General features: G+C 59.5%; 20 protein-coding genes and 2 tRNA genes. 14 read left to right on the forward strand and 8 right to left on the reverse strand.

All coding sequences use genetic code 11. From position 1 onward, the window contains the following. Positions 1-3 precede the first annotated feature (3 nt). Both ABD013_RS16655 and ABD013_RS16660 read right to left on the reverse strand, forming a co-directional pair. Complete coding sequence (locus ABD013_RS16655; protein WP_343808593.1) at positions 4-2,253, reverse strand: EAL domain-containing protein; 2,250 nt, start codon at positions 2,251-2,253, stop codon at positions 4-6. Between the two features lie 74 nt (positions 2,254-2,327). Further along, positions 2,328-3,179: an SEL1-like repeat protein gene (locus ABD013_RS16660; RefSeq protein ID WP_343808596.1), complete on the reverse strand. Its 852-nt coding sequence runs from the start codon at positions 3,177-3,179 to the stop codon at positions 2,328-2,330. Between the two features lie 772 nt (positions 3,180-3,951). On the opposite strand from ABD013_RS16660, the gene ABD013_RS16665 reads away from it, so the two are divergent. The 6 genes from ABD013_RS16665 (at position 3,952) to ABD013_RS16690 (ending at position 9,512) form a co-directional block, all read left to right on the forward strand. Next, complete coding sequence (locus ABD013_RS16665) at positions 3,952-5,400, forward strand: COG3014 family protein (RefSeq protein WP_343808599.1); 1,449 nt, start codon at positions 3,952-3,954, stop codon at positions 5,398-5,400. 20 nt (positions 5,401-5,420) lie between these two features. Continuing rightward, a complete protein-coding gene (locus ABD013_RS16670) occupies positions 5,421-5,837 on the forward strand; it encodes a DUF1425 domain-containing protein (RefSeq protein ID WP_343808603.1) in 417 nt (138 codons plus the stop codon). Beyond that, positions 5,834-6,451: a penicillin-binding protein activator LpoB gene (lpoB, locus tag ABD013_RS16675; RefSeq protein ID WP_343808606.1), complete on the forward strand. Its 618-nt coding sequence runs from the start codon at positions 5,834-5,836 to the stop codon at positions 6,449-6,451. The genes ABD013_RS16670 and lpoB overlap by 4 nt, the downstream gene beginning before the upstream one ends. A 17-nt stretch (positions 6,452-6,468) precedes the next feature. Further along, positions 6,469-7,887, forward strand: a complete 1,419-nt coding sequence (locus ABD013_RS16680; RefSeq protein WP_343808608.1) for a DUF6844 domain-containing protein — start codon at positions 6,469-6,471, stop codon at positions 7,885-7,887. A gap of 7 nt (positions 7,888-7,894) precedes the next feature. Continuing rightward, positions 7,895-9,091, forward strand: coding sequence for a hypothetical protein (locus ABD013_RS16685; RefSeq protein ID WP_343808611.1), 1,197 nt, complete (start codon positions 7,895-7,897; stop codon positions 9,089-9,091). Between the two features lie 289 nt (positions 9,092-9,380). Continuing rightward, on the forward strand, positions 9,381-9,512 hold the full coding sequence (locus tag ABD013_RS16690) for a hypothetical protein (RefSeq protein ID WP_343808614.1): 132 nt from the start codon (positions 9,381-9,383) through the stop codon (positions 9,510-9,512). Between the two features lie 127 nt (positions 9,513-9,639). Here ABD013_RS16690 and ABD013_RS16695 read toward each other — a convergent pair. From ABD013_RS16695 to znuA, 3 genes are all read right to left on the reverse strand, one after another. Then, positions 9,640-9,726: transfer RNA gene (locus ABD013_RS16695), tRNA-Leu, on the reverse strand. A gap of 76 nt (positions 9,727-9,802) precedes the next feature. Continuing rightward, positions 9,803-9,889: transfer RNA gene (locus ABD013_RS16700), tRNA-Leu, on the reverse strand. A 59-nt stretch (positions 9,890-9,948) separates the two neighbouring features. Then, complete coding sequence (gene znuA, locus ABD013_RS16705; protein WP_343808617.1) at positions 9,949-10,932, reverse strand: zinc ABC transporter substrate-binding protein ZnuA; 984 nt, start codon at positions 10,930-10,932, stop codon at positions 9,949-9,951. Positions 10,933-11,012: 80 nt separating this feature from the next. On the opposite strand from znuA, the gene ABD013_RS16710 reads away from it, so the two are divergent. The 6 genes from ABD013_RS16710 (at position 11,013) to ABD013_RS16735 (ending at position 16,728) form a co-directional block, all read left to right on the forward strand. Continuing rightward, the gene (locus ABD013_RS16710) at positions 11,013-11,510 is read left to right on the forward strand and encodes a Fur family transcriptional regulator (protein WP_425543422.1); all 498 of its coding nucleotides are present in this window, start codon (positions 11,013-11,015) and stop codon (positions 11,508-11,510) included. Then, positions 11,503-12,291: a zinc ABC transporter ATP-binding protein ZnuC gene (znuC, locus tag ABD013_RS16715; RefSeq protein WP_343808623.1), complete on the forward strand. Its 789-nt coding sequence runs from the start codon at positions 11,503-11,505 to the stop codon at positions 12,289-12,291. Before ABD013_RS16710 ends, znuC begins: the two co-directional genes overlap by 8 nt. Then, the gene (znuB, locus tag ABD013_RS16720; protein WP_343808626.1) at positions 12,284-13,081 is read left to right on the forward strand and encodes a zinc ABC transporter permease subunit ZnuB; all 798 of its coding nucleotides are present in this window, start codon (positions 12,284-12,286) and stop codon (positions 13,079-13,081) included. The genes znuC and znuB overlap by 8 nt, the downstream gene beginning before the upstream one ends. Further along, positions 13,078-14,421, forward strand: a complete 1,344-nt coding sequence (locus ABD013_RS16725; RefSeq protein ID WP_343808629.1) for an MATE family efflux transporter — start codon at positions 13,078-13,080, stop codon at positions 14,419-14,421. Before znuB ends, ABD013_RS16725 begins: the two co-directional genes overlap by 4 nt. Before the next feature lie 62 nt (positions 14,422-14,483). Then, positions 14,484-15,590 (forward strand): PQQ-dependent sugar dehydrogenase, encoded by a 1,107-nt coding sequence (locus ABD013_RS16730; RefSeq protein WP_343808632.1) that lies wholly within the window; start codon positions 14,484-14,486, stop codon positions 15,588-15,590. 103 nt (positions 15,591-15,693) lie between these two features. Continuing rightward, entirely contained in the window at positions 15,694-16,728 is a 1,035-nt protein-coding gene (locus tag ABD013_RS16735) for an LbtU family siderophore porin (RefSeq protein ID WP_343808635.1), read from the forward strand. Positions 16,729-16,772: 44 nt separating this feature from the next. Here ABD013_RS16735 and ABD013_RS16740 read toward each other — a convergent pair whose 3' ends face one another. From ABD013_RS16740 to prlC, 3 genes are read right to left on the reverse strand one after another with little or no spacing between them, the layout of a single operon-like run. After that, positions 16,773-17,336, reverse strand: a complete 564-nt coding sequence (locus ABD013_RS16740; protein ID WP_343808638.1) for a DNA-3-methyladenine glycosylase I — start codon at positions 17,334-17,336, stop codon at positions 16,773-16,775. Between the two features lie 44 nt (positions 17,337-17,380). After that, entirely contained in the window at positions 17,381-17,656 is a 276-nt protein-coding gene (locus ABD013_RS16745; protein WP_343808641.1) for a YheV family putative zinc ribbon protein, read from the reverse strand. 14 nt (positions 17,657-17,670) lie between these two features. After that, positions 17,671-19,701: an oligopeptidase A gene (gene prlC, locus ABD013_RS16750; protein WP_343808644.1), complete on the reverse strand. Its 2,031-nt coding sequence runs from the start codon at positions 19,699-19,701 to the stop codon at positions 17,671-17,673. A gap of 112 nt (positions 19,702-19,813) precedes the next feature. Between prlC and ABD013_RS16755 the strand changes: the two genes are divergently transcribed. Then, a complete protein-coding gene (locus tag ABD013_RS16755; protein WP_343808647.1) occupies positions 19,814-20,359 on the forward strand; it encodes a gamma carbonic anhydrase family protein in 546 nt (181 codons plus the stop codon). A gap of 147 nt (positions 20,360-20,506) precedes the next feature. Beyond that, on the forward strand, positions 20,507-21,820 hold the full coding sequence (locus tag ABD013_RS16760) for an imelysin family protein (protein ID WP_343808649.1): 1,314 nt from the start codon (positions 20,507-20,509) through the stop codon (positions 21,818-21,820). The last annotated feature ends 4 nt before the right edge of the window (positions 21,821-21,824 follow it).

Here is a 21,824-nt window from a genome sequence, read left to right on the forward strand (position 1 = left end):
CACTCATTCCAGCAGTTCGGGCTGAGGCATGCCAATCACCTCGCCCTGCGCGAAGTCGATGCCCAGCGCCCGTACCTGCTGTAATACCGCCTCTGCATGTACAAACTCCGCGACGGTCTGGATCTGCAGGCTGTGGGCAAAGCTGACGATACCCCGTACCACACGGCGGGTCCCCGGGTCAGTATGCAGATGACGGATCAGGCTGCCATCAATCTTGATCAGATCCACATCCAGTCGCAGCAGGTGTTCAAAGTTGGAATAGCCGGTGCCAAAATCATCGATGGCTATGCGGCAGCCACGCTTCTTCACCTGTTCGATGAAATGGCGTACCTGCTCATAGTTTTCGATACCATCCGATTCCAGAATCTCGAAGATCAACTGTGGACCGACCCCCTTCAAGTCCAGCTGCTCCAGTATAAAACCGATCAGGCTCTCGTCGCGCAGATCCCCGTAGGACAGGTTGATCGAAAACTGCAGCGTGGTACCGGCAAAGTGACGACAGCACTTCTCCACCATCAGGCGGGTAATCTGGCGATCCAGGCGCAGCTGTCGCGCCACATCGAGAAACAGCCCTGGCGAGATCACCTGGCCATCGCTGTCCAGCATCCGCACCAGACACTCGTATTTTTCCACCCGACCGCTTTCAAGCGAGTAGATCGGCTGAAACCAGGGCTGCAAACGGTCCGCTCGCAGCGCCTCGCGCAAGCGGTTGGCCCAGCGCAGGTTGTGTTCAAACTGCTGCTCCAGTGAGCGAGTTCGATCATGCAGTTGATAGTTCACGCCCTGCTGGCGAGCCTGTTTCAGCGCCTCCTGAGCTTCACTGATCAGATCCGGAGGCGGCTCCGGCGATGCGGCGGACGACGAGGAGGCTCCCAGCGTCACGCTGACGTGAAATTCATGACCTTGCCACTGCAACGGCAGGCCCTGAACCAGCTGCAGCAGCTGCAACACTCGGGTTTCCAGCAACTCATGTGACTGCTCAGACCCCAGCCAGACAAATTCATCCGCACCCACGCGATACAACCGGCTGTGACCGCTGCCTGCATCACTGCGTATCCCGGCCTGCAGCCGTTCTGTCAGTGTCGTCAGAATATAGTCGCCACAATCATGTCCGAACAGGGCGTTAAGCTCACGAAAGCGGTCGATATCCAGAATCACCAGCGCCGCCTGCCGTTGACGCTGCAGGTCCTGCAGCAGGCGCGCCCGGTTGGCCAACCCGGTCAGCTCATCGGTGTAGGATGCCTGCAGCTCACGCATCAGTCCGGCCACCTTGAACAGAATTACACCGGACAGCAGCAGAATCGTCAGGCCAGCCAGCCAGAGAATACTGCGGTTGGCATCACGCATCGGCGCCAGCACCGCGTCGATCTCGTCTCTCGGCACCCCAACGCCAAACACCAAGCCACCACGGGTGCGGGCATGAAACAGTTCGAAACGGCGGCCATCGACATCAATCAGCACCCGCTCATCACTCTGCTGTACCGGTGCCTCCAGTGCCTGCTCCACTGCAGCCATGGTCCTTTCTGCCAGCACCGCATCCTCGATCTGACTCAAACTCGACAACCGCCTCCCGTCACGATCAATCAACCAGGCAAAAGTTCCGGGCGTCATATGGATACGACTGACATACTCGATCAGGGTATCGGCATGCAGATCAACATTGACCAGACCAATGACCTGCCCGTCAGCGGTGCTGATCGGTTGAATCAGGCTGATCACGGCGGCATCCGTGAGTGGGTTGTAATAGGCCTGGGTCCAATAGCGGGCTGCCGCATCCATGGTGCCAGCCTGCCCGTCATCGCCAAGAACCAACGGGAACCAGATCTGCTGGCGATAATCCTGCCAGGTCTGCTCAGCAGACCGGTACAGCTGGGGCCCCTCGGCACTGCGGTAGGCTAGTACCGCAAAGGGGATCTTGGCTTTGATCAGGCCAGGCCAGTACCAGACCCCGCTGCCAAAAACATCGTTATAGCGTTGAAGCCGATGCAGCAGTTCCTGCTCAAGGTCCTGCGGCGACATGCTGCCGCGCTGTCGCAGGGTAAGAAAAAGGGCCGCCTGCTGCACCAGATCATCGGCGTAGGCCTCCAGCCGCCGATGCTCGGTATCGATCTGTTCCAGGCGGGCCATGAATCCATCTTCGATCTGCTGCTGGCGCAGTTCAGCCATTGCTTGCTGCGAATACTTCAGGTTCAACGAAGACAGGATCCACAGGCCGGCCATGAACAGCGCTACCAGCAGTACCAGTCCCCACATGATCGACTGTTTGGATGACTCCAGGCGAAGCAAGCCAGGCAGCCAGCGGAGGGGAGACGCCCTCGGAGACAGCCTCAATGGCCAGCATCCAGCTGCTTGCGTACCCGCTGCAATGCCTGCTGGCGTTGCTGAGGCGTCAAACCAGCTTCCAGACTCGCCGCCTGAGCAGCGTCACCCGCCTGACGATACCAGGCCCAGGCCTGTGCCGGATCAGCAGCGCCCGTCTGTGCGTTCAGCGACATTTCAGCCAGCCGGATCTGCGCCTGTATATCGTGCTGCTGGGCCGCCTTCAGCAGCCAGCCTCGCGCTTCATCGAAACGTTGCAGGGCGGTCAGGCTGTCTGCCAGCGCTCGCTGGGCCTTGAGATCACCGGATCGGGCCGGCACGCTGCAGGCTGAAATGGCATCCGCGTGGTTATGGATCTGCGCCAGCAGGTAACATTCGTTGGCAGCAGCCTTGTCGTCCCGTGTTGCGAGCTCAATGGCAGCCACGGCGGCGGTGCGATGCTCCAAGTCCGATGCCGGCTCCGGCTGCCGTGAGTTTTGGGCCTTTACAACCAGTTCGGCAAAGGCTTTCACCTGCTCAGGACAGGAGTACTCATAACCTTTGCGATAACGGGACAGGACGGTATCGGTTTTGGCGCGTTGTGCATAACGCTGCGCGACCTGCTCACAACGACGGTCGCGCTCGACGGCTACGGATTTCAGCACCGAACGGCGCTGCGCATCCCGCCTATGCTGTTTCAGGTAATCGGTCAGCGGATCAATATAGGGTTGGGCCAGCAGGCGCTTCACTTCCTGCTGCGGCATTTTTTGTTCCGCCGTACGATCAGGCTGCGTTTCCAGCACCGAGCAGCCACTCAGCAATAACACCAGCAATAGCCCCCATCCTTGTCGGGCGAACCGGTCATGACTCAGGCTATTCATTCTGTCTCTACACTCTCAACACTCGCGGGCAACCACTACAAAAACGACCCGCCACATATGTTTTACACCAGACTACCAGAGGTTTAACCGGTAACCCGCCGATACTGATGATAATACTCCGACGATGACATTTCAGCCTGGCTAAGCGAAATCATGGCTGGATACCCGCTGACTGACTCATGGCATAACAATATTTGCCAACATCCACCGCCGCCCCTGTGGATAGTGTACATAACTATCCACTTGCACTCAGCCACGCCCAACCGCTGTTGAAAACCCGGTCGTTTTTATATCCACAAAGGCGCTGTACGCTTTTGTGGATAGCCCTTTCACAAGTTCGTAACACTTGCTCACAGAGCACGTAATTAAAGCCCTTAGAAAAACCGGTTATTATTTAACCACCCTGTTGGATAACGAACTTTACACACTCGTTATCCACACGCCGTTTTAACAGGCTTTTTCAAGGCAGAATCTGGATAGTTTACTTTAAGCCTGTGCATAAGTACCTGTTGTGGATAATATCCTGTGGGCAATCTCCGTCCCACTGTCATCCACTCGTCACATTTCCTCTTTACGATGCGCCGTACTGCTCAGGACAAGTAGCAGAGGGAAGGGCACGGAAGCCATATCCCGCTCAGACTTTCTCCCGCTTGCCTTGGCAACGTCTCCTTATAGATACAAATCATTGACCCCTCTGACTGAGCTGATAAATTGAGCGCCGCTATGCAATGCAGCATAGGTTCAGCGGTTTCAGGGAGATAAGGAGATATCAATGCGAAACCCGCCCCCCGCACTCAAGGGATTGGCACTAGCGTCCGGTCTGATGCTACTCGCCGGCTGCCAGACTCTGTCCAGCAAACAAAATCAGGAAGACTTCAACCAGCACTTTAGCCAGGGCCAGTATCAGGCCGCCGCCGACTTTGCCCTCAAGGCCGGAGGCATTGATACAGAAGGCAAGGGTGGTGACCTGCTCTGGTCACTGCAGGCCGGCAGCGCACTGGGTGCCAGCGGTCAGTTCGACTACAGCAACAGGATCTTCGATCACGCCGAAACCATGATGAAGGCGGAAGATACCGAAAGTATCGGCCGCAAGGGCCTGGAGAAAGTCACGGCCACACTGATCAACAACAACCTCAACCGCTATGACCCTACTGTCTATGACGGTGTCATGGTGAATACCTACAAGGCCTTGAACAGCATTTTCCTGCAGGATATGCAGAGTGCCCGCATTGAGTTCAACCGGGCTGCCGACCGCCAGCGCCGTGCCGAAGAAACCTTTAAGGCGCGTATCGAGGAACAGCAGGAAAAACTGGCCCAAACCCGCCAGCAAACTGAAGGTGAACAGGCCGCAACCTCACAGCTCGATTTCAGCAAGAGTGAGCAGGAATCGAAACAGACCATTTACGAGTCTTTCCCCGAACTGGAAGCCTGGCAGGCCTACCCCGATTTCGTTAACCCCTATACCGATTACCTGCATGGCCTCTACTTCACCCTGGCCAGTGCGGACCGCGAAGACTATGGCAAGGCACGCCAGTCGCTGCGTCGAGTGGCCGGTATGGCACCGCGCAACCGCGCCGTACAAACAGACCTCAAGGTAGCAAACAACCTGCGCACCGGCGCCTGGCGCAAGCACAAGCTAAGTCCGGCGGTCTGGGTGATCTTCGAGAACGGCGAAGCTCCCGCGATCGACGAAATCCTGATCCCCTTGCCGCTCTTCCTGCTCAGCGACAAAGTCGAGTACTCGCAGATCGCCTTGCCCAAGCTCAAGGAACGCGAGCGCGCCTACCCCTATCTGGAAATCCACTCCGGCGGCAGACGCCTGGGCAAAACCGAACTGCTGGCCAGCATGGACCGGGTGATCCAGACCGAATTCAAGCGCGAATTCCCGCTTAAGGTGACCGAAGCCGTCGCCAGCACGCTGACCAAAGCCTTTATCCAGTACCAGGCCAAGAAAGAGCTCGGCGTGGCCGGCAGCCTGCTGGCCGGGGTCTATCAGGCCGCCACCACGCGTGCCGATACCCGCAGCTGGAGCAGTCTGCCGAAAGAAGTGCAGATCTCACGTTTGCGCAAGCCGGCCAGCGGTACACTGGAGCTGACCGCGCCAGGGCTGGCACAGCCGCTTAAAGTCGAACTGCCAGACAGCCGTTTTTCTGTTATTTATGTCAAGGCAAGTGCACCAGGAAGCACACCTGTCTATCAGGTTACAGGCTTTGATGCCTGAATTTCGTAAGGAGACGAACCATGCAGATCCGTATCGGCGTGCTGGCAACAGCCGCCCTTACGCTGCTGGGTTGCCAAACCCAACCCCAGCAGCCCGTTGAACACCCCCAACTTCTGATCGGCCCGCGCGCCCAATCCTATCTGCAGATCGAGGCAGTCCAAGAGGGTTATGCCTCCAGTAATCTGCTGCGTGCCGGTGTCCGCCTGTACAACCGCAGCAGCCAGGAACAGACCCTGCGTTATCGCTTCAGCTGGTTCGATGCCAACGGCTTTGAACTCCAGGGGTTGTCAGGACGCTGGGAACAGCAGCCGCTGCGCCCGGCCGAACCGGTAATGATCGACCGTGTAGCCCCCAGCCCCAAGGCCGTCAGCTACCGTATCCAGCTGTTTGACCCCCGAACTCCCGTTGCCAACTCTGCACAAGGAATTGATGGATGAGCACTCGTAATACCCTGATCAAAGCCCTCGCCCTGACCACTGTTTTTGGCCTGGCCGCCGGCTGTACCCCCCAGACCCAGCTGCTGACACCCGGAGCGGTTGATCAGCCGGTCACCATGGGCCTGAGCGGCAGCGACTTTGAACAGGCCGCCTCCGACGCCGTGCAGTCGATGCTGACCTCCGGCGCCGTCGATCGCCACGACGGCAAGAAGCACATCATGGTGGTTTCCACCGTACTCAACGACACCATGCAGCGCATCGATACCGACCAGCTGGTGAAGAAAATCCGTGTCGACCTGCTGCGCAGCGGCAAGGTACTGACCACTACCGCCATTGGCCTCAACGGTGCCGAAGACAAGATGACCCAGGCCTATGCCGAGCTGAGCCAGTCACGCAAAGTGGATCGCTCCACCCTCGTGCGCCAGCGCCTGGCGGCACCAAACATGAGCCTGTCCGGCAAGATCATTCAGCGTAACAACCGTGTCGACGGCAACAAGCAGCTGGTGGAGTACTACTTCCAGCTGACCCTGACCGATCTCGCCAACGGCCTGGCAGTCTGGGAAGGCGAAACACCCATCCGCAAACTGGGCAGCGCCAAGGGAACCTCCTGGTAACGTAAAGGAAGACGACGATGAAAAAACTGATTCCAACACTGCTGGCGGCGGCCATCGGCACAGCCATGCATACTGCGGTCTGGGCCGAAGCAGCTCCCGCAGCTGCCGCAACTGCGGCCCCGATGACCGAAGCCGAAATGACTGAGGTCGAACAGGACATTACCGCTTCCGCTCAGCCGGAAATGATCGATCCCGGCATGGTGATCGATGACATGATCGACGAATACAAACGCAGTGAGGGCCGCGGCTTCGTCAGCAAGGCGCGCAGTGGCAAACTCTATTTTGGTGTCGGGCAGGCCAGCGTCATGCTGCGGCCGGAAAGCCGCGACTGGGGTAATGCCCGTGTCATGGCCTATAAGGAAGCGCTGCTCAACGCCAAGGCTGACTACCTGACCCACCTGGGGACCAGCGTTGTGGCCAACTCCGCTACCCGCCTGTTCGATGATGCCAGCCAGATGCCGCAGTTCACGGCAGAAGAGCTGACCAGCCGCAACAAGCTCGAAGAAGTGCTGAACAAGGCCATTGCCGTCGCCGGCGGCATGCTCGACGAGAAACTGGTCGAGCTGGGTATCGATCCGGAAGAGTTCCGTTCCGCCCCGAGCGAAAAGCGTGCCGTGCTGTTCGAACGCTCGATCTCCGACTCGGTCACGCGACGAGCCCGCCACGAGCTGACCGGTGTTATCCCGGTCAAATCCTTTGAGGCCAGCGACGCTGATGGCAACCATGTCGTTGCGGTTGCCATCGTCGCATCACCGAAGATGCGTGCCTTCATCGATGACGTCATCGCCAGCAAGGGAGATATTGCTCCCAAAGAAGACAAGGCCAGTGCCGTGCCGCTGGATCAGCTGTTCGCCGACAAGGCCACGCTGATCAATGAATTCGGTATTCGCCGCATGTATGACGAGCAGGGCTATCCGGTCCTGGTCTCCTTTGGTCAATCTGGCAACCCCTATCGCGGCAGCGACTATCAGCAGCTGTATGACAACCGAAAGGTTTCCTTTGCCGCGGCTCGCGCCGATGCCTTCGGTAATTTTGCCACCCTGTTCAAATCCACCGGCAGCTTCGACGAAACCAAGAGCGACGTCATGCGCAACCAGCGCGTCGGCATTGTGCGTGCCGAGGGCCGCGACATTTCTGAGCGCGAAGAAAGCAGCCGCGAGTTCATCCGCGCCCTCGATCAGGAAATGGAAGCGACAGGTCGCGTCAAGGACCTGGTCGGTACCAGCGAGCTGATGCGCTGGACGGCCAAGCACCCGACCTATGGTCATGAGATCAACGGCGTGATTTACGTCTGGCATCCGGTTTCCGAACAGAATGCCCGCCAGTTGCGTGATCATCGACCTCAGCCCAAGCGTCAGGCCGAAAGCCGCCAGCCGGTTAACGGTCAGGCCGGCGGCAGCCAAAGCATGAAACTGATGTCTGCGGACGACTTCTGAGGCCAAAATGATGCGATCAGTATTGAAAACGCTACTGGCGCTGTCCACTATGCTCTGGGCCTGTTTCAGCTTCGCGGCTGAGCAGGTCGTGGATGCCGTCGGCTATGGCAACAGCCGCAATCTGGCGATCAGCGATGCGCTGGTACAGGGACTGCGTCAGGCCACCGGTGTCAGCGTCGACAGCCATGAGGTGATGAGTACGCTGTCCGGCCGGACCAGTGTCAGTACCAGTGAAGGTGACCAGTTCACCAGTGCGGTGGAAATTGCACAGCGCGGCGACCTGCGCCTGAAAACCAAGGGGCTGGTATCCCGCTATGATATCCACTCCGTGGAGCAGCAGAGTGATGGCAGCTTCCGCGCCGATGTCAGCGTGCATGTGCTCCAGTACGACAAGCCCGGCCTGCCGGCTGACAGCCGCCGTACGCTGGCGGTGATGCCGTTCCACAGCGACAAGCGCAGCTACTCACTGCTGGGTGACCACACCGCCGCAGCCAAAGTGGAAGCCGAACTGCGTAACCGCATTCTTGACCAGTTCACTCAGTCACGGCGCATGAATGTACTCGACCGGGAGTTCGGTGCCGAGTTCCAGCAAGAAAAAGCGCTCTGGCTCAGCGATGATGCGGCACTGGCGGAGCAGGCCAAGGCCGGCAACGTGCTGGGCGCGGACTACATCGTGGTGGGCAACATCCGCAATGTACGCAGCACGCGGCATGTCAAAACCCTGCAGCTGACCGGCGAAACCATCGTCAGCTACAGCGGCAGTGCCCAGCTGGATTACAAGATCATTCTGGCCGCTACCCGTCAGGTGAAGTGGTCTGACTCGATCAATCTGAAGTTCAGTGACGCTGACATTCGCGCCATGCTGAAGCAGTATGGCTCATCCCAGGCGGGTATCACCGCGGAATTGGCCGTGCAACTGGCACAGAAGGCGCTGGCCAACATCTATCCGATGCGCGTAGTGGCGGTCAAAGGCAAAACGGTGGTACTGAACCAGGGTGGCAAGACGCTGAAGCCGGGAGACCTGCTCGATGTCTACTTCCTCGGTGACGAGATGTTCGACCCCTACACCAACGAGTCACTGGGCCATTTGGAAGAGAAGATTGCCGTGGTCAAAGTGGTCCGCGTCAACGCCAAAGCGACCTATGCCAAGGTGGTAGAAGGGGATGCCGAGCTGATTGAGCAGGACTTTATCGTGCGTCGTTAATCACCTCTACAGCTGTCAGACAAGACTTAAGGTGGCCGAAATGGCCACCTTTTTTATTGCCGCTCGGTCATTCAGTGATCACGCCCGTCAAAATTGTCAGCCGCCTGCCGTTAACTGCCGAATACGACAGTCAGTCGCAGGCAGAGGCAGGCCTTGCGTTCCGAGCAAGCACCATAAAAGTCATATATATCATCCTATTAGGCCCATATATTGGAGTTGGCACCTTGCTTGCTATTTATCAGATAGAGGCATGCTAATTGCCACCCTGTATCCGCAAGAGGACCGTACGATGAGCCATACACATGAAGATCATGACTATGAAGTAATCGGAGTGGGAGCGTCCATCGCCATGGTAGTGGGCGGACTGCTGATCGCCATTTTCCCGGCACTGATGCAGCTGTATCTGCTGATCGCGAATTGAGGCATGAGGAATGGGCTCTGACATGCCCCGTTGGGGCCCGACAGACACGCGCAAAAACACCCTGAGTGTCTTAATCTTTTTAAACACGTTTTGGGGATTTGCATCCAGGTTCAGGACGAACCTAGGATGGTGCAGATGGGGAGACTCGAACTCCCACGCCCGTGAAGGCACTAGCACCTGAAGCTAGCGTGTCTACCAATTCCACCACATCTGCATTGGGTGTGACGTTTTAATGTGCGCTACCACTCAAATTGTCGCTTTCGAAGAGCCTGACATCTGACGATGAAAGGTGGTGCAGATGGGGAGACTCGAACTCCCACGCCCGTGAAGGCACTAGCACCTGAAGCTAGCGTGTCTACCAATTCCACCACATCTGCTTCGAAAGTGGGGCGCATTATATCGACCACTTTCGACCTTGTGAAGCCTTTTTTTATTTTTATTCAGTTTTTTTCTGCAGACAGTCTGCAAAGCTGTCGCTAAGCATCTGCAGATAGTCGGTATAGCCATGCGGACCGGGCACTGCCGTACGTGCCAGCGGGTCCAGTTCGCCCTGACGCACGTCCAGTCCGCTGGTGATCGCATTAACCACCGCGCTGGTGAACTGGGGTTCGCTGAACACGCAAACCGCTCGACTCTGTTCCAGCTGCTGACGAATCTCGGTCAGGTGACGGGCGCCCGGCTTGCGTCCCGGATCCACTGTAAAGTAACCCAACTGGTTCATGCCATAGTGCTTAATGAAGCCACTGTAGGCATCATGAAATACGAAAAAGCCGCGCGCCTTGTAAGGCTCCAGTTGTGCCGCTATTTCAGCATCCTTGTTACGCACCGCCTGTTCGAACGCGTCACGGTTGGCCAACAACTGCTGTTGTTGCTGCGGAAAGGCCTGCTGCAGTGCGGGCAGGATCTGATCAGCCATCGCCAAGGCATTAAGTGGATCCAGCCAGATATGCGAGTCTTCACCAGCGGCATGGGAGTGATGCTCGGGTTCAGCCTGCGCCAGGACTTCCTGGTGCTGGTCATGGTCATGGTCATGGTCATGGTCATGGTCATGGTCATCATGATCGTCTACTGTCGCGACACCGTGCTCATGCGGCTTGCTGTCCGGCAGAAGGGTTACAATCCGGGCGTCGGTGCGGGACAATGGCTTCTGCAGAAACTGCTCCAGCCCCGGCCCCACCCAGACCACCACCCTGGCATCCGCCAGCTTGCGCATGTCGGAGGGCTTAAGGGCGTAATGGTGAGGCGTTCCTTCTGGCGGCAGCAGCAGCTCGGGTTCAGTAATTCCCTCGGTCAACGCCGAGGTGATCAGCTGCAGTGGCTTGATGCTGGTCACTACTTCCGCAGCACCGGCCGGCAAGGCCGTCAGCAGAGCCGCCGACAGGGACAGGGTGGAAACCGCGGTTCGGAGTAAAAATTTCATCTGGGCATGATCTCTTCTACACAAGCAATCAAGTTATACTATAACAAAACAGCCGTTGAACGAACTGGATAACTATCTGGATACCTATGGATAACCTGGCTTTTGAATCCGGCCATGATCATCAGCACTGTATTGATCAGGCTCTGCAACAGGCACGCCTGCTGTGCCGTGAGCGTCAGCAGCGTCTGACTCCGGTACGTGAACTGGTACTGAAACTGATCTGGCAAAGCCACCAGCCGATCGGCGCCTACGAGCTGCTGCCGGCACTGGCCGAAGCCGGTTTCAACTCCGCGCCACCGACTGTCTACCGGGCACTGGAGTTTCTGCAGGAGCAGGGACTGGTTCACCGCATCGCCTCATTGAATGCCTTTGTGGGCTGCCCGCATCCGGAACAGGCGCATCAGGGCTGCTTCCTGATCTGCCGCCAGTGCCATTCGACCTCTGAACTGGATGCCGGTCCGGTGCATGCCACGCTGGAGCAGAGCGCCCGGGCGGTGGGCTTTACCATCGAGCAGGAAACCGTGGAAGTCACCGGCCTCTGCCCCAACTGTCAGGCCGGGGAGGGGAGCGATGCCTGAACACAATCCCGATCTGGTGCGCCTTGAGCAGGTCAGCGTCCGCTTTAACAAACAGACCGCTCTCAACACCATCGACCTGCACCTGCATGACAACTGTATCACCACATTGATCGGCCCCAACGGAGCCGGCAAGACCACACTGGTGCGTGTCGTACTGGGCCTGATAAAACCTTCTTCTGGGAATGTATGGAAAAAACCGGGGCTTAATATCGGCTATATGCCACAGAAGCTGCATATAGACCGCACTCTTCCATTGTCAGTGGAACGTTTTCTGAACACGCCCAAGAAGACGGATAACACCTTGATGCTGAAGGCACTTGAAGATGTCGGTGCTGCCCACTTGCTAAAACATTCCATACACAATCTTTCCGGCGGCGAGACCCAGCGAGTGCTGCTGGCCCGCGCCCTGCTGCGTGATCCTCAGTTGCTGGTACTGGACGAGCCAGTACAGGGCGTGGACCTGAACGGCCAGCTGGAGCTGTACCAGCTGATCGCCGATATCCGCAAACAGCGCCGCTGCGGCGTGCTGATGATCTCCCACGACCTGCATCTGGTCATGGCGTCCACCGATCATGTTGTCTGCCTGAACCATCACATCTGCTGTTCCGGCAATCCCGAACACGTCAGCAGCGATCCTTCGTTCATCGAACTGTTCGGCCCCGCACAGGCCAGCACCCTGGCGCTGTACAACCATCATCACGGGCACCAGCACGATGCCCACGGCGATATCATCGTCGACCATCCCCAACCTGACGAATGTAGCGGACATCATTGTGGCTGAGTTTCTGATTCTGGCCCTGGCCGGCGGCCTGGGCATAGCGGCACTGGCAGGCCCCCTGGGGGCTTTTGTCGTCTGGCGACGCATGGCCTATTTCGGCGATACCCTGGCGCACTCGGCACTGATGGGCATCGCGCTGGGCTTTCTGTTCGATATCAACCTGAATCTGGCCGTGGTCGCCTGCTGTGTACTGCTGGCAGTGCTGCTCGTCTCCCTGCAGCGCCAACACCTGGTGGCCACCGACACACTCCTCGGCATCATGGCGCACAGCTCACTGTCGCTGGGCCTGGTGGCAGTCGCCCTGCTCGAGAACGTACGTATCGACCTGATGGAGTACCTGTTCGGTGACCTGCTGGCGATTGCACCCAGCGACCTCTACTGGATCTACGGCGGTGGGGCGCTGGTCCTGCTGCTGCTCTGGAGGCTGTGGAACCCGCTGCTGGCGATCACCATCAATGAGGAGCTGGCCCAGGTGGAAGGCGTGCCCGTGGCCCGCACTCGTCTGGCACTGATGCTGCTGATCGCGGTCGTGATCGCCGTGGCGATGAAACTGGTCGGCATCCTGTTGATCACCTCGCTGCTGATTATTCCGGCCGCCGCCGCACGCCGCCTCGCCAACACACCCGAACAGATGGCCGTGTTCGCTTCTCTGCTGGGTATGCTGGCGGTAGCCGGCGGAATCAGCGCGTCCTGGTTCTGGGATACGCCAGCCGGGCCCTCCGTAGTCGTCACCGCGCTGGTGGAGTTCCTGCTGCTGTACAGCCTGCCGATCCGGGCCCTGCAGGCGCGATGACAGCATCCGCCTACTGGCCGGACAGGGCCACGCACACGCGCGTCTGGTCATTGGCCTGGCCGATGATGTTGTCCAACATCACCGTGCCGCTGCTGGGCCTGATCGATACGGCCGTCATTGGTCACCTGCCCGAACCTCATCACCTGGGGGCGGTGGCCGTCGGCAGCATGATTTTCTCCATTCTCTACTGGGCATTCGGTTTCCTGCGCATGGGCACCACCGGCATGGTGGCTCAGGCCAGCGGCCGCGATGACGGTGAGCGCATCCGTACCTTACTGGGCCAGTCACTGATTCTGGGCGCCGGCATCGGCCTGCTGATCCTGCTGCTGCGTACACCGCTGACCACGCTGGCGCTGCAGCTGATGGACCCTGAGCCGGCGGTGCTGGCTTCAGCCGTCGAATACACCGCGATTCGCGCCTTTGGTGCACCGGCCGTACTGTGCAACTTTGCCCTGCTGGGCTGGTTTGTCGGCAATCAGAATACGCGCGTTGCGCTGATCCTGCTGACCAGCACCAACCTGCTCAACATGCTGCTTGATCTGCTGTTCGTGTTCGGTTTCGGCATGGCCGCCGATGGCGTGGCATTGGCCACGGTATGTGCCGAATATTTCAGCCTGCTGCTCGGCCTCTGGTTCTGCCGTCGCCTGCTCGGCCATATTCCCGGAGTCTGGGCCTGGCAACAGCTGCACCGCCTCGGTGACTATCGTGAGCTGATCAGCGTGAACCGCTACCTGTTCGTACGCACCCTGTTGCTGCTGATGACCTTTGCCTTCTTCACCGCTCAGGGCGCTCAGCAGGGCACCAGCATCCTGTCGGCCAACGCCGTGCTGCTCAACTTCCTGCTGCTGATTTCCAATGCGCTGGACGGTTTTGCCCACGCAACTGAAGCACTGACCGGCAAAGCACTGGGCCAGAAACGGAAGCAGGGCTTCTATCAGGTACTGATCTGCGCCACCCTCTGGTCGGCCGTCAGTGCTCTGCTGCTGACGCTGGTGTTCTGGCTCGGTGGCCAGCCGATTATTCAGCTGCTCACCGATATCCCCGAAGTTCGTGAAGAGGCAGCGCGCTACCTGCCCTGGATTATCCTGCTGCCCCTTATCGGCACCTGGAGCTTTCTGCTCGATGGTATCTTCATCGGCACCACCCAGGTGAAAGCGATGCAGGACACCATGCTGATCTCGGTACTGCTGGTATTCGCGCCGGTCTGGTGGCTGAGCCAGCCGCTGGGCAACCATGGTCTCTGGCTGGCGTTTCTGTCCCTGTTTGCCGCCCGTGGCCTGACCGGAGCCTGGGTATTCTGGCGTCTGGATCGCCGCAACGCCTGGTTCACCCCAGGTTAGCCAACTGGCGCAACAGGGCTCCGCCGGCCAAACTCTCCTCAGGGCAACAGAGGAGAAACGACATGCGCAGTCTGCTGATGATCACCACGCTGGGTCTTGCCGGCTGCAGTCAGGCTCTGCCACTGGAACAGCTGCAGCTGCCCCCCGGCTACCGTATCGAAGTGGCTGCCGAAGTACCCAATGCCCGCCAGATGACGCTAAGCCCGTCGGGCATTCTCTTCGTGGGCACCCGTCGTGATGGCCGCGTATTCGCGCTGCAGGATCTCGACGGTGATCAACGCTACGAGACCCGATATACACTGCTGTCGGGACGGCGACTGCCCAACGGCGTCACCTGGGCCGATGGTAATCTGTATGTCGCCGAGCTGACCCGGTTGATCCGGCTGGTGGATATCGACCATCGACTGCCCAACCCGCCAGCCCCCGAAACCTTGCTCGACGGCTTGCCCGATATCACCCATCACGGCTGGAAATACCTCAAGCAGGGGCCGGACGGCGCCTTCTATTTCACCCTCGGAGCCCCCTGCAATGTCTGCCTGGAGTCCGATCCACGCTTTGCCAGCATCATGCGCTTTGCCCCCGAAACCGGTATTGCCCGGCCTTGGGCACGCGGCGTGCGCAACTCGGTGGGCTTTGCCTGGCATCCCCAGGATGCCAGCCTCTGGTTTACCGACAACGGCCGCGACCATCTCGGCGATGACCAGCCCGATGACGAACTCAACCGAGCCGGGCAGGGCGGGCTGCATTTCGGCTTTCCGTTCATCCATGGCGACGGACTGCCGGACCCGGATTTTGGCGCCGGTGCCGAGGCGATCAATAGCCAGTCGCCGGTGGCACTGCTCGGCGCCCATGTGGCGGCACTGGGGATCAGCTTCTATAGCGGCAGCCAGTTCCCCGATACGCCGCACACCACCCTGTTCATGGCCCAGCACGGCTCATGGAACCGCTCCAGCAAGGTCGGTTACCGGGTGATGCGCATCACCACCCAGGGCCGGGAGGTCACCCGCATTGAGCCCTTCGTCACCGGCTGGCTGCAGGGCGAAAGCGCCTGGGGGCGCCCGGTGGATGTGCTGGTCGAGCCCGACGGCGACCTGCTGATCTCCGATGACAAGGCCGGTGTCATCTACCGGGTCTGGCACCAGAACCAGGCACTCCTTCCTCCGCAGTAGGCAGCAGCTGCCAAAGAACACTTGCACAGCGGGAATTTATTGAAATACAATTAATAACGATTCGCATTAGATCTATACATAATACTACCTCGCTGGAACCAACATGAAAAAATCCCTGCTTTCCCTTGCCTGCGCCGCTGCGCTGGCTGCTCCGCTGGCTGCCCAGGCCTCTGTTGCCGCCGAGATCGAAGCCCTGAAACAGCGCATCGCCGAACTGGAAGCCCGCCAGGCAAGCCAGCCCACTGCAACGTCATCGAAAGCCGGCAGCAACTGGAGCGACCACGTAACCCTGAGTGGTAAAGCCGAATTTATGGCCACCCACAGCGAACTGGACGAGGGCAGCACAAACGACCTCGACGTGGACACTGTCGAGCTGGTCGTGGATGCTCAGGTCAATGACCTGATCAGCCTGTCTACCACGCTGAAGTACAAAGAAGGCGATGACTTCTTCGTCGATGAAGCGATCGCCGTCATCGCCAAAGAAGGCAACCCGCTGTCCCTGACCGTCGGCAAGACCGGTATTCCCTTCGGCGTAATCGAAAGCGCCACCTGGACCGATCCGCTGACCGACGACCTGACCGACAACACCGACGATCTGGCCATGCTGAGCTACGCTCAGGGTGGTTTCAGCTCCGATCTTTATATCTTCAAGGGTGATCAGGACAACGACGACCACGTCAACAACGCCGGCCTGAACCTGGGCTTCGCCTTCGACAATGGCCTGTCCGTCGGTGCCGGCTACCTGAACAACATCGGCAACACCGAAGCTTTCGGCCTGACCGAAAACCAGTCAGCCTGGCGCGTGAACGCTGCGCTCGAACTGGGTGAGCTGGGCTTCTCCGCCGAATGGGTTCAGGCAGACGAGTTTGAGACACTGGGCGGCGCCAAGCCGAGCGTCTGGCACCTGGGCAGCCACTACAACACCTCAGTCTTCGGCGCCCCGGGTACCCTGGCGCTGGGTTACAGTGAATCGGATGAGGCCGAAGGCCTGGATCTGGCCGAGCAGCGCCTGGCTGCCAGCGTCAGCCGCGAACTGGGTGAGAATGCCGAGCTGATCGCCGAGTACGTGCGTGAAGAAGGCTACGACTCCGCCGACGATACCGATACGCTGAACCTGGTCCTGGCGACCTACTTCTGATCCACCGCTGACAGCTCCGGTCATGCCGCCATGACCGGAGCCATTCACAGACCGAGCGCTTGCCCCAGCTCCAGACAAGCCTGATGGCGGGGACACTGGAGTAAGTGGTCATTCACCAACCCTACCGCCTGCATGTAGGCATAGGCGATAGTCGGGCCGAAAAAGCGTACCCCTCCGCGCTTGAGGTCTTTCGCCAGCTGCTGCGACAGTGCGGTCTGGGCAGGAATCTGCTCCATCCGTTCGAAGCCGGACTGGATGGGACAACCGTCCACATAGCGCCACAGAAAACGGGCAAAGCTGCCATGGCGGGCCTGCAATTCGAGAAATACCCGCGCATTGTTGATCGAGGCTTCGATCTTGGCCCGGTTGCGGATAATGCCGGGGTCGGCCAGCATCGCCGCTATCTCTGATTCACCGAATGCCGCGACCTGCTCGGGATCGAACCCCATATAGTGATGGCGGTAGCCCTCACGCTTTTCCAGCACCGTGCGCCAGCTCAGCCCGGCCTGGGCCGACTCCAGCACCAGAAACTCGAACAGCACTCGATCATCGGTCTGGGGCACGCCCCATTCATGGTCGTGGTATGTGTGCTCAAGGGGACTCTGCATCGCCCAGCCACAGGGCAGGGGCGATGCAGGCGGGATAATTATGCTCAATGGTCGCGGTGCAGGGTGCCGGGATCCATGATGCGGATCGGCTGAGGGCTGTCATCGGCCACCGCCGCCGGTGCCTGGTCGGAACGCTCGCCGCTGACCCGAGTCTCAATCTCGCTGGGGTCAGGCCGCCCATCGAGACGCAGAGAGTCAGCAAAGCCGCACTTCACACACTCGCGGTATTCACGCTCCTCGTCACGATACATCCGCACCGTGTCCATCTCGCCGCAGCGCGGGCAGACCGCGCCGGCGATGAATCGCTTTTGTACACTCATGTTCACCAAACCTCTCAACGGATGCCGGAATGACGCAGCAGGGCGTCAACGCTGGGCTCGCGGCCACGGAAGGCAACGAACAGATCCATGGGGTCACCGGAGCCGCCCTGTTCCAGAATTTCCTGACGGAAGGCCAGGCCGGTATCGGTGTTGAAAATCCCTTCCTCCTCGAAACGGGAGAAGGCATCGGCCGACAGTACCTCGGCCCACTTGTAGCTGTAGTAACCCGCTGCATAGCCACCGGCAAAGATATGGCTGAAGCCATGCTGAAAGCGGTTGTCCGCCGGTGGACGGATAACCGCCACCTGTTCCCGCACATGGTCCAGCAGCGCCTGGATTTCGGTCTCGCCCGGCTGATATTCGTGGTGCAGGCGGAAGTCGAACAGCGAGAACTCCAGCTGGCGCATCATCATCATGCCGGACTGGAAGTGCTTGGCCGCCAGCATCTTGTCGAGCAATGCCTGCGGCAGGGGCTCGCCGGTTTCGTGATGGCCGGAGATCAGCGCCAGCGCTTCCGGCTCCCAGCACCAGTTCTCCATGAACTGGCTCGGCAACTCCACCGCATCCCAGGCGACGCCGTTGATGCCGCTGATATCGGCTTCTTCCATCTGCGTCAGCATATGATGCAGACCATGACCAAACTCGTGGAACAGGGTGGTAACCTCGTCATGGGTCAGCAGTGCCGGCTGGCCGGGCAGGGGCGGGGTGAAGTTGCACACCAGGTAGGCCACCGGCAGCTGCAGCTCGACCTCGCTCAGACGACGACGTACCCGACAGTCATCCATCCAGGCACCACCGCGTTTGCCACTGCGGGCGAAGGGATCAAGATAGCAGTAAGCGAAGGGCTCACCATTGCGTTTGAGCGCGAACAGGCGTGCATCCGCGTGCCAACTGTCGAAGCTTGGCTGCTCCTCGACCTGGAGGTCAAACAGACGACCGGCGATATTAAACATACCGTCCAGCACTTTCGGCAGCGGGAAATAGGGACGCAATTCCTGCTGCGAGATCTCGTAACGCACCTGCTTCAGCTTCTCGCCGTAGTAGGTCACATCCCAGGCATTGAGTTCTTCGATGCCATCACGCTCACGCGCGAAGGCCTGGAGTTCGGCCACTTCCTGCTCTGCCACCGGGCGTGTTTCCGTAGCCAGGTCTTCGAGGAAACTGACCACCTGTTGCGGTGACTGTGCCATCTTGGTCGCCAGCGAGTAGTCGGCGTAGGTATCGAAACCGAGCAGCTGTGACAGTTCGTGGCGCAGTGACAGGATTTCGTTCATCACCTCGGAGTTGTCCCATTCACCGGCCTTGGGCCCCTGATCGGAAGCACGGGTGCTGAACGCGCGGTACAGCTCCTCGCGCAGACGGCGGTTGTCGGCAAAGGCCATCACCGCATAGTAGGCAGGGAAGTCCAGCGTGATCACCCAGCCGTCCAGCTGCTTGGCCTTGGCGGCTTCTTTCGCCGCGGCGACGGCATGCTCCGGCAGACCCGACAGCTCGGCTTCGTCGCTGATTTCCTTCCACCAGCCCTGGGTGGCGTCGAGCACATTCTCGGAGAATTTGGTGGTCAACTCGGACAGGCGCTGCTGCAATTCGGCATAGCGCTTCTGCTGGGCTTCCGGCAGCGCGATGCCGGACAGACGGAAGTCGCGCAGGGCGTTATCCACCACCTTGCGTCGCGCCGGACTCAGGTTCTGGAACTCGTCACTCTGAGCCAGCGCCTCGAACGCCTGAAACAGGCCCTGGTGCTGACCCAGCTCGGTCCAGTACTCGGACAGCTTCGGCAGGCAGGCGTTGTAGGCCTCGCGCCAGGCATCGGAGTTCATCACGGCATTCAGATGGGAGACCGGTGACCAGGCCTGGGCCAGCTCGTCGTTGAGCTGCTCCAGCTCGGCCACCAGTGTCCAGCCGCTGACCGACGCATCGGCGGTCAACTCGGCGATACGGGCACGGTTGCGCACCAGCAGCTCGTCGATGGCGGGCTCGGCATGCTCCGGCAGGATACGGCTGAACGGGGGCAGCAGATGACGTTCGAGCAGGGGGTTGGACATGGGTTCTCTCCAATATGGATCGGCCTTCGGGACCGCATTGCAGGGTCAACACTTCAATCAGTATACAATGGGGGCCAGCCAAGGTGATTTCAATCAGATTCAGGAGCGCCACATGAATGTAAGACCCTACCAGGGGATGACCCCAAAACTGGCCGATAATGTGTTCGTTGATCCCAGCGCCGTGGTGCTGGGTGATGTGGAGATCGGTGAGCACAGCTCGGTCTGGCCGATGACGGTGATTCGCGGCGATATGCACCGTATCCGTATCGGTTGCTACTCCAGCATTCAGGACGGCTCTGTACTGCATATCACCCACGCCGGCCCCTATAACCCGGACGGTTTCCCGCTGATCATCGGTGACCATGTCACCGTTGGCCACCAGGCGATGCTGCACGGCTGCACGCTGGGCAGCCGCATCCTGGTCGGCATGGGGGCGATGATCATGGATGGTGCCGTAGTCGAAGATGAAGTGATCGTCGGTGCCGGCAGCCTGGTGCCGCCGGGCAAAACGCTGAAGAGCGGCTTCCTCTATGTGGGCCGCCCGGCCAAGCCACAGCGTGAGCTGACGCAGAAGGAAAAAGAGTTCTTTACCTATACCGCCGAGAACTACGCCCGCCTGTCCGCCAAGCACAACAGCGAGGATTGGGCCCAGCGCTGATCTGGCTCTCTCAAGCACAGCCAAGCCCTGACATGAAAGCCGGCAAAATACATGCCGGTTTTTTTCATTCAGGCAAATTAATATTATTGATAACGATTTGCATTTAGTTTAGTGTAGCCAACTCTTAACTTGATCCAGGGAGTTGTCATGTCACTGAAACGCCTTCTGCTGCCCGCCGCCATCGCCGCAGCGGTCATGTCTCCGTTCACTCCGGTCGCCATCAGCCAGGCCAGCGCGGCCCCCGCCGCAGCAGAGATCAAGGCTGCCAGTGTCAACCAGCACTACGCCGATATTGCCGAAGCCGTTTTTGCCGACGCTCTGACCGCTGCCCAACAACTGCAGCAGGCCGTCAACACCCTGCTGGACCAGCCGACCGAGGCCAATCTGCAGGCGGCTCGTGACGCCTGGAAAGCGGCGCGTGCACCCTACCAGCAGTCCGAGGTATTCCGCTTCGGCAACGCCATCGTTGATGACTGGGAAGGCAAGGTCAACGCCTGGCCGCTGGATGAAGGCCTGATCGACTACGTTGATGGCAACAGCTATGGCAGCGAGTCCGACATCAACGCCTGGTACAGCGCCAACATCATCGCCAACCCGACGCTGAACATCGGTGGCAAGCAGGTCGACGCCACTAGCATCGACAAGACGCTGCTGGCCGAAACCCTGCACGAGATCGACGGCGTTGAGGCCAACGTGGCCACCGGCTACCACGCCATCGAATTCCTGCTCTGGGGCCAGGACCTGAACGGCACCCAGCCCGGTGCCGGTGAGCGTCCAGCCACCGATTTTGATCGCGACAACTGCACCGGCGGCAACTGCGACCGCCGTGCGGCCTACCTGAAGGCCGCCACCGACCTGCTGGTCGATGACCTGATCGAGATGGCCAACAACTGGAAACAGGGCGGTGAAGCGCGTCAGCAGCTGGCCGCCAAGGGCGAACTGGGTGGCCTGGCGACCATCACCACCGGCATGGGCAGCCTGTCCTATGGCGAACTGGGTGGTGAACGTACCAAACTGGGTCTGATGCTGCACGACCCGGAAGAGGAACACGACTGCTTCTCCGATAACACCCACTGGTCCCACTACTACGATGCGCTGGGTATTCGTAACGCCTACCTGGGCGAATACAGCCGCATCGACGGCAGCACCCTGAACGGGGCCTCCCTGTCCGCGCTGACCCAAGCGGCTGACCCGGCACTGGACGCTAAAATGCGGGCTCACCTGGATGCCACCATGGACGCCGCTCAGGCGATGGTTGACGCCGCCCAGCAGGGTGAAACCTTCGACGTATTGATCGCCGCCGGCAACACCGAAGGCAACGCCAAGGTCCAGGCCTTCGTCGATGCACTGACGGCACAGACACAGGTCCTCGAAGAGGTGATGGCAACCCTGGGTATTACGGATGTCGAGCTGGAAGGTTCCGACAGCCTGGATAACCCTTCAGCTGTCCTCGGTGGCTGATTCA

The sequence above is a fragment of the Marinobacterium maritimum genome (genome assembly GCF_039523155.1).
Taxonomy (GTDB): Bacteria; Pseudomonadota; Gammaproteobacteria; order Pseudomonadales; family Balneatricaceae; genus Marinobacterium; species Marinobacterium maritimum.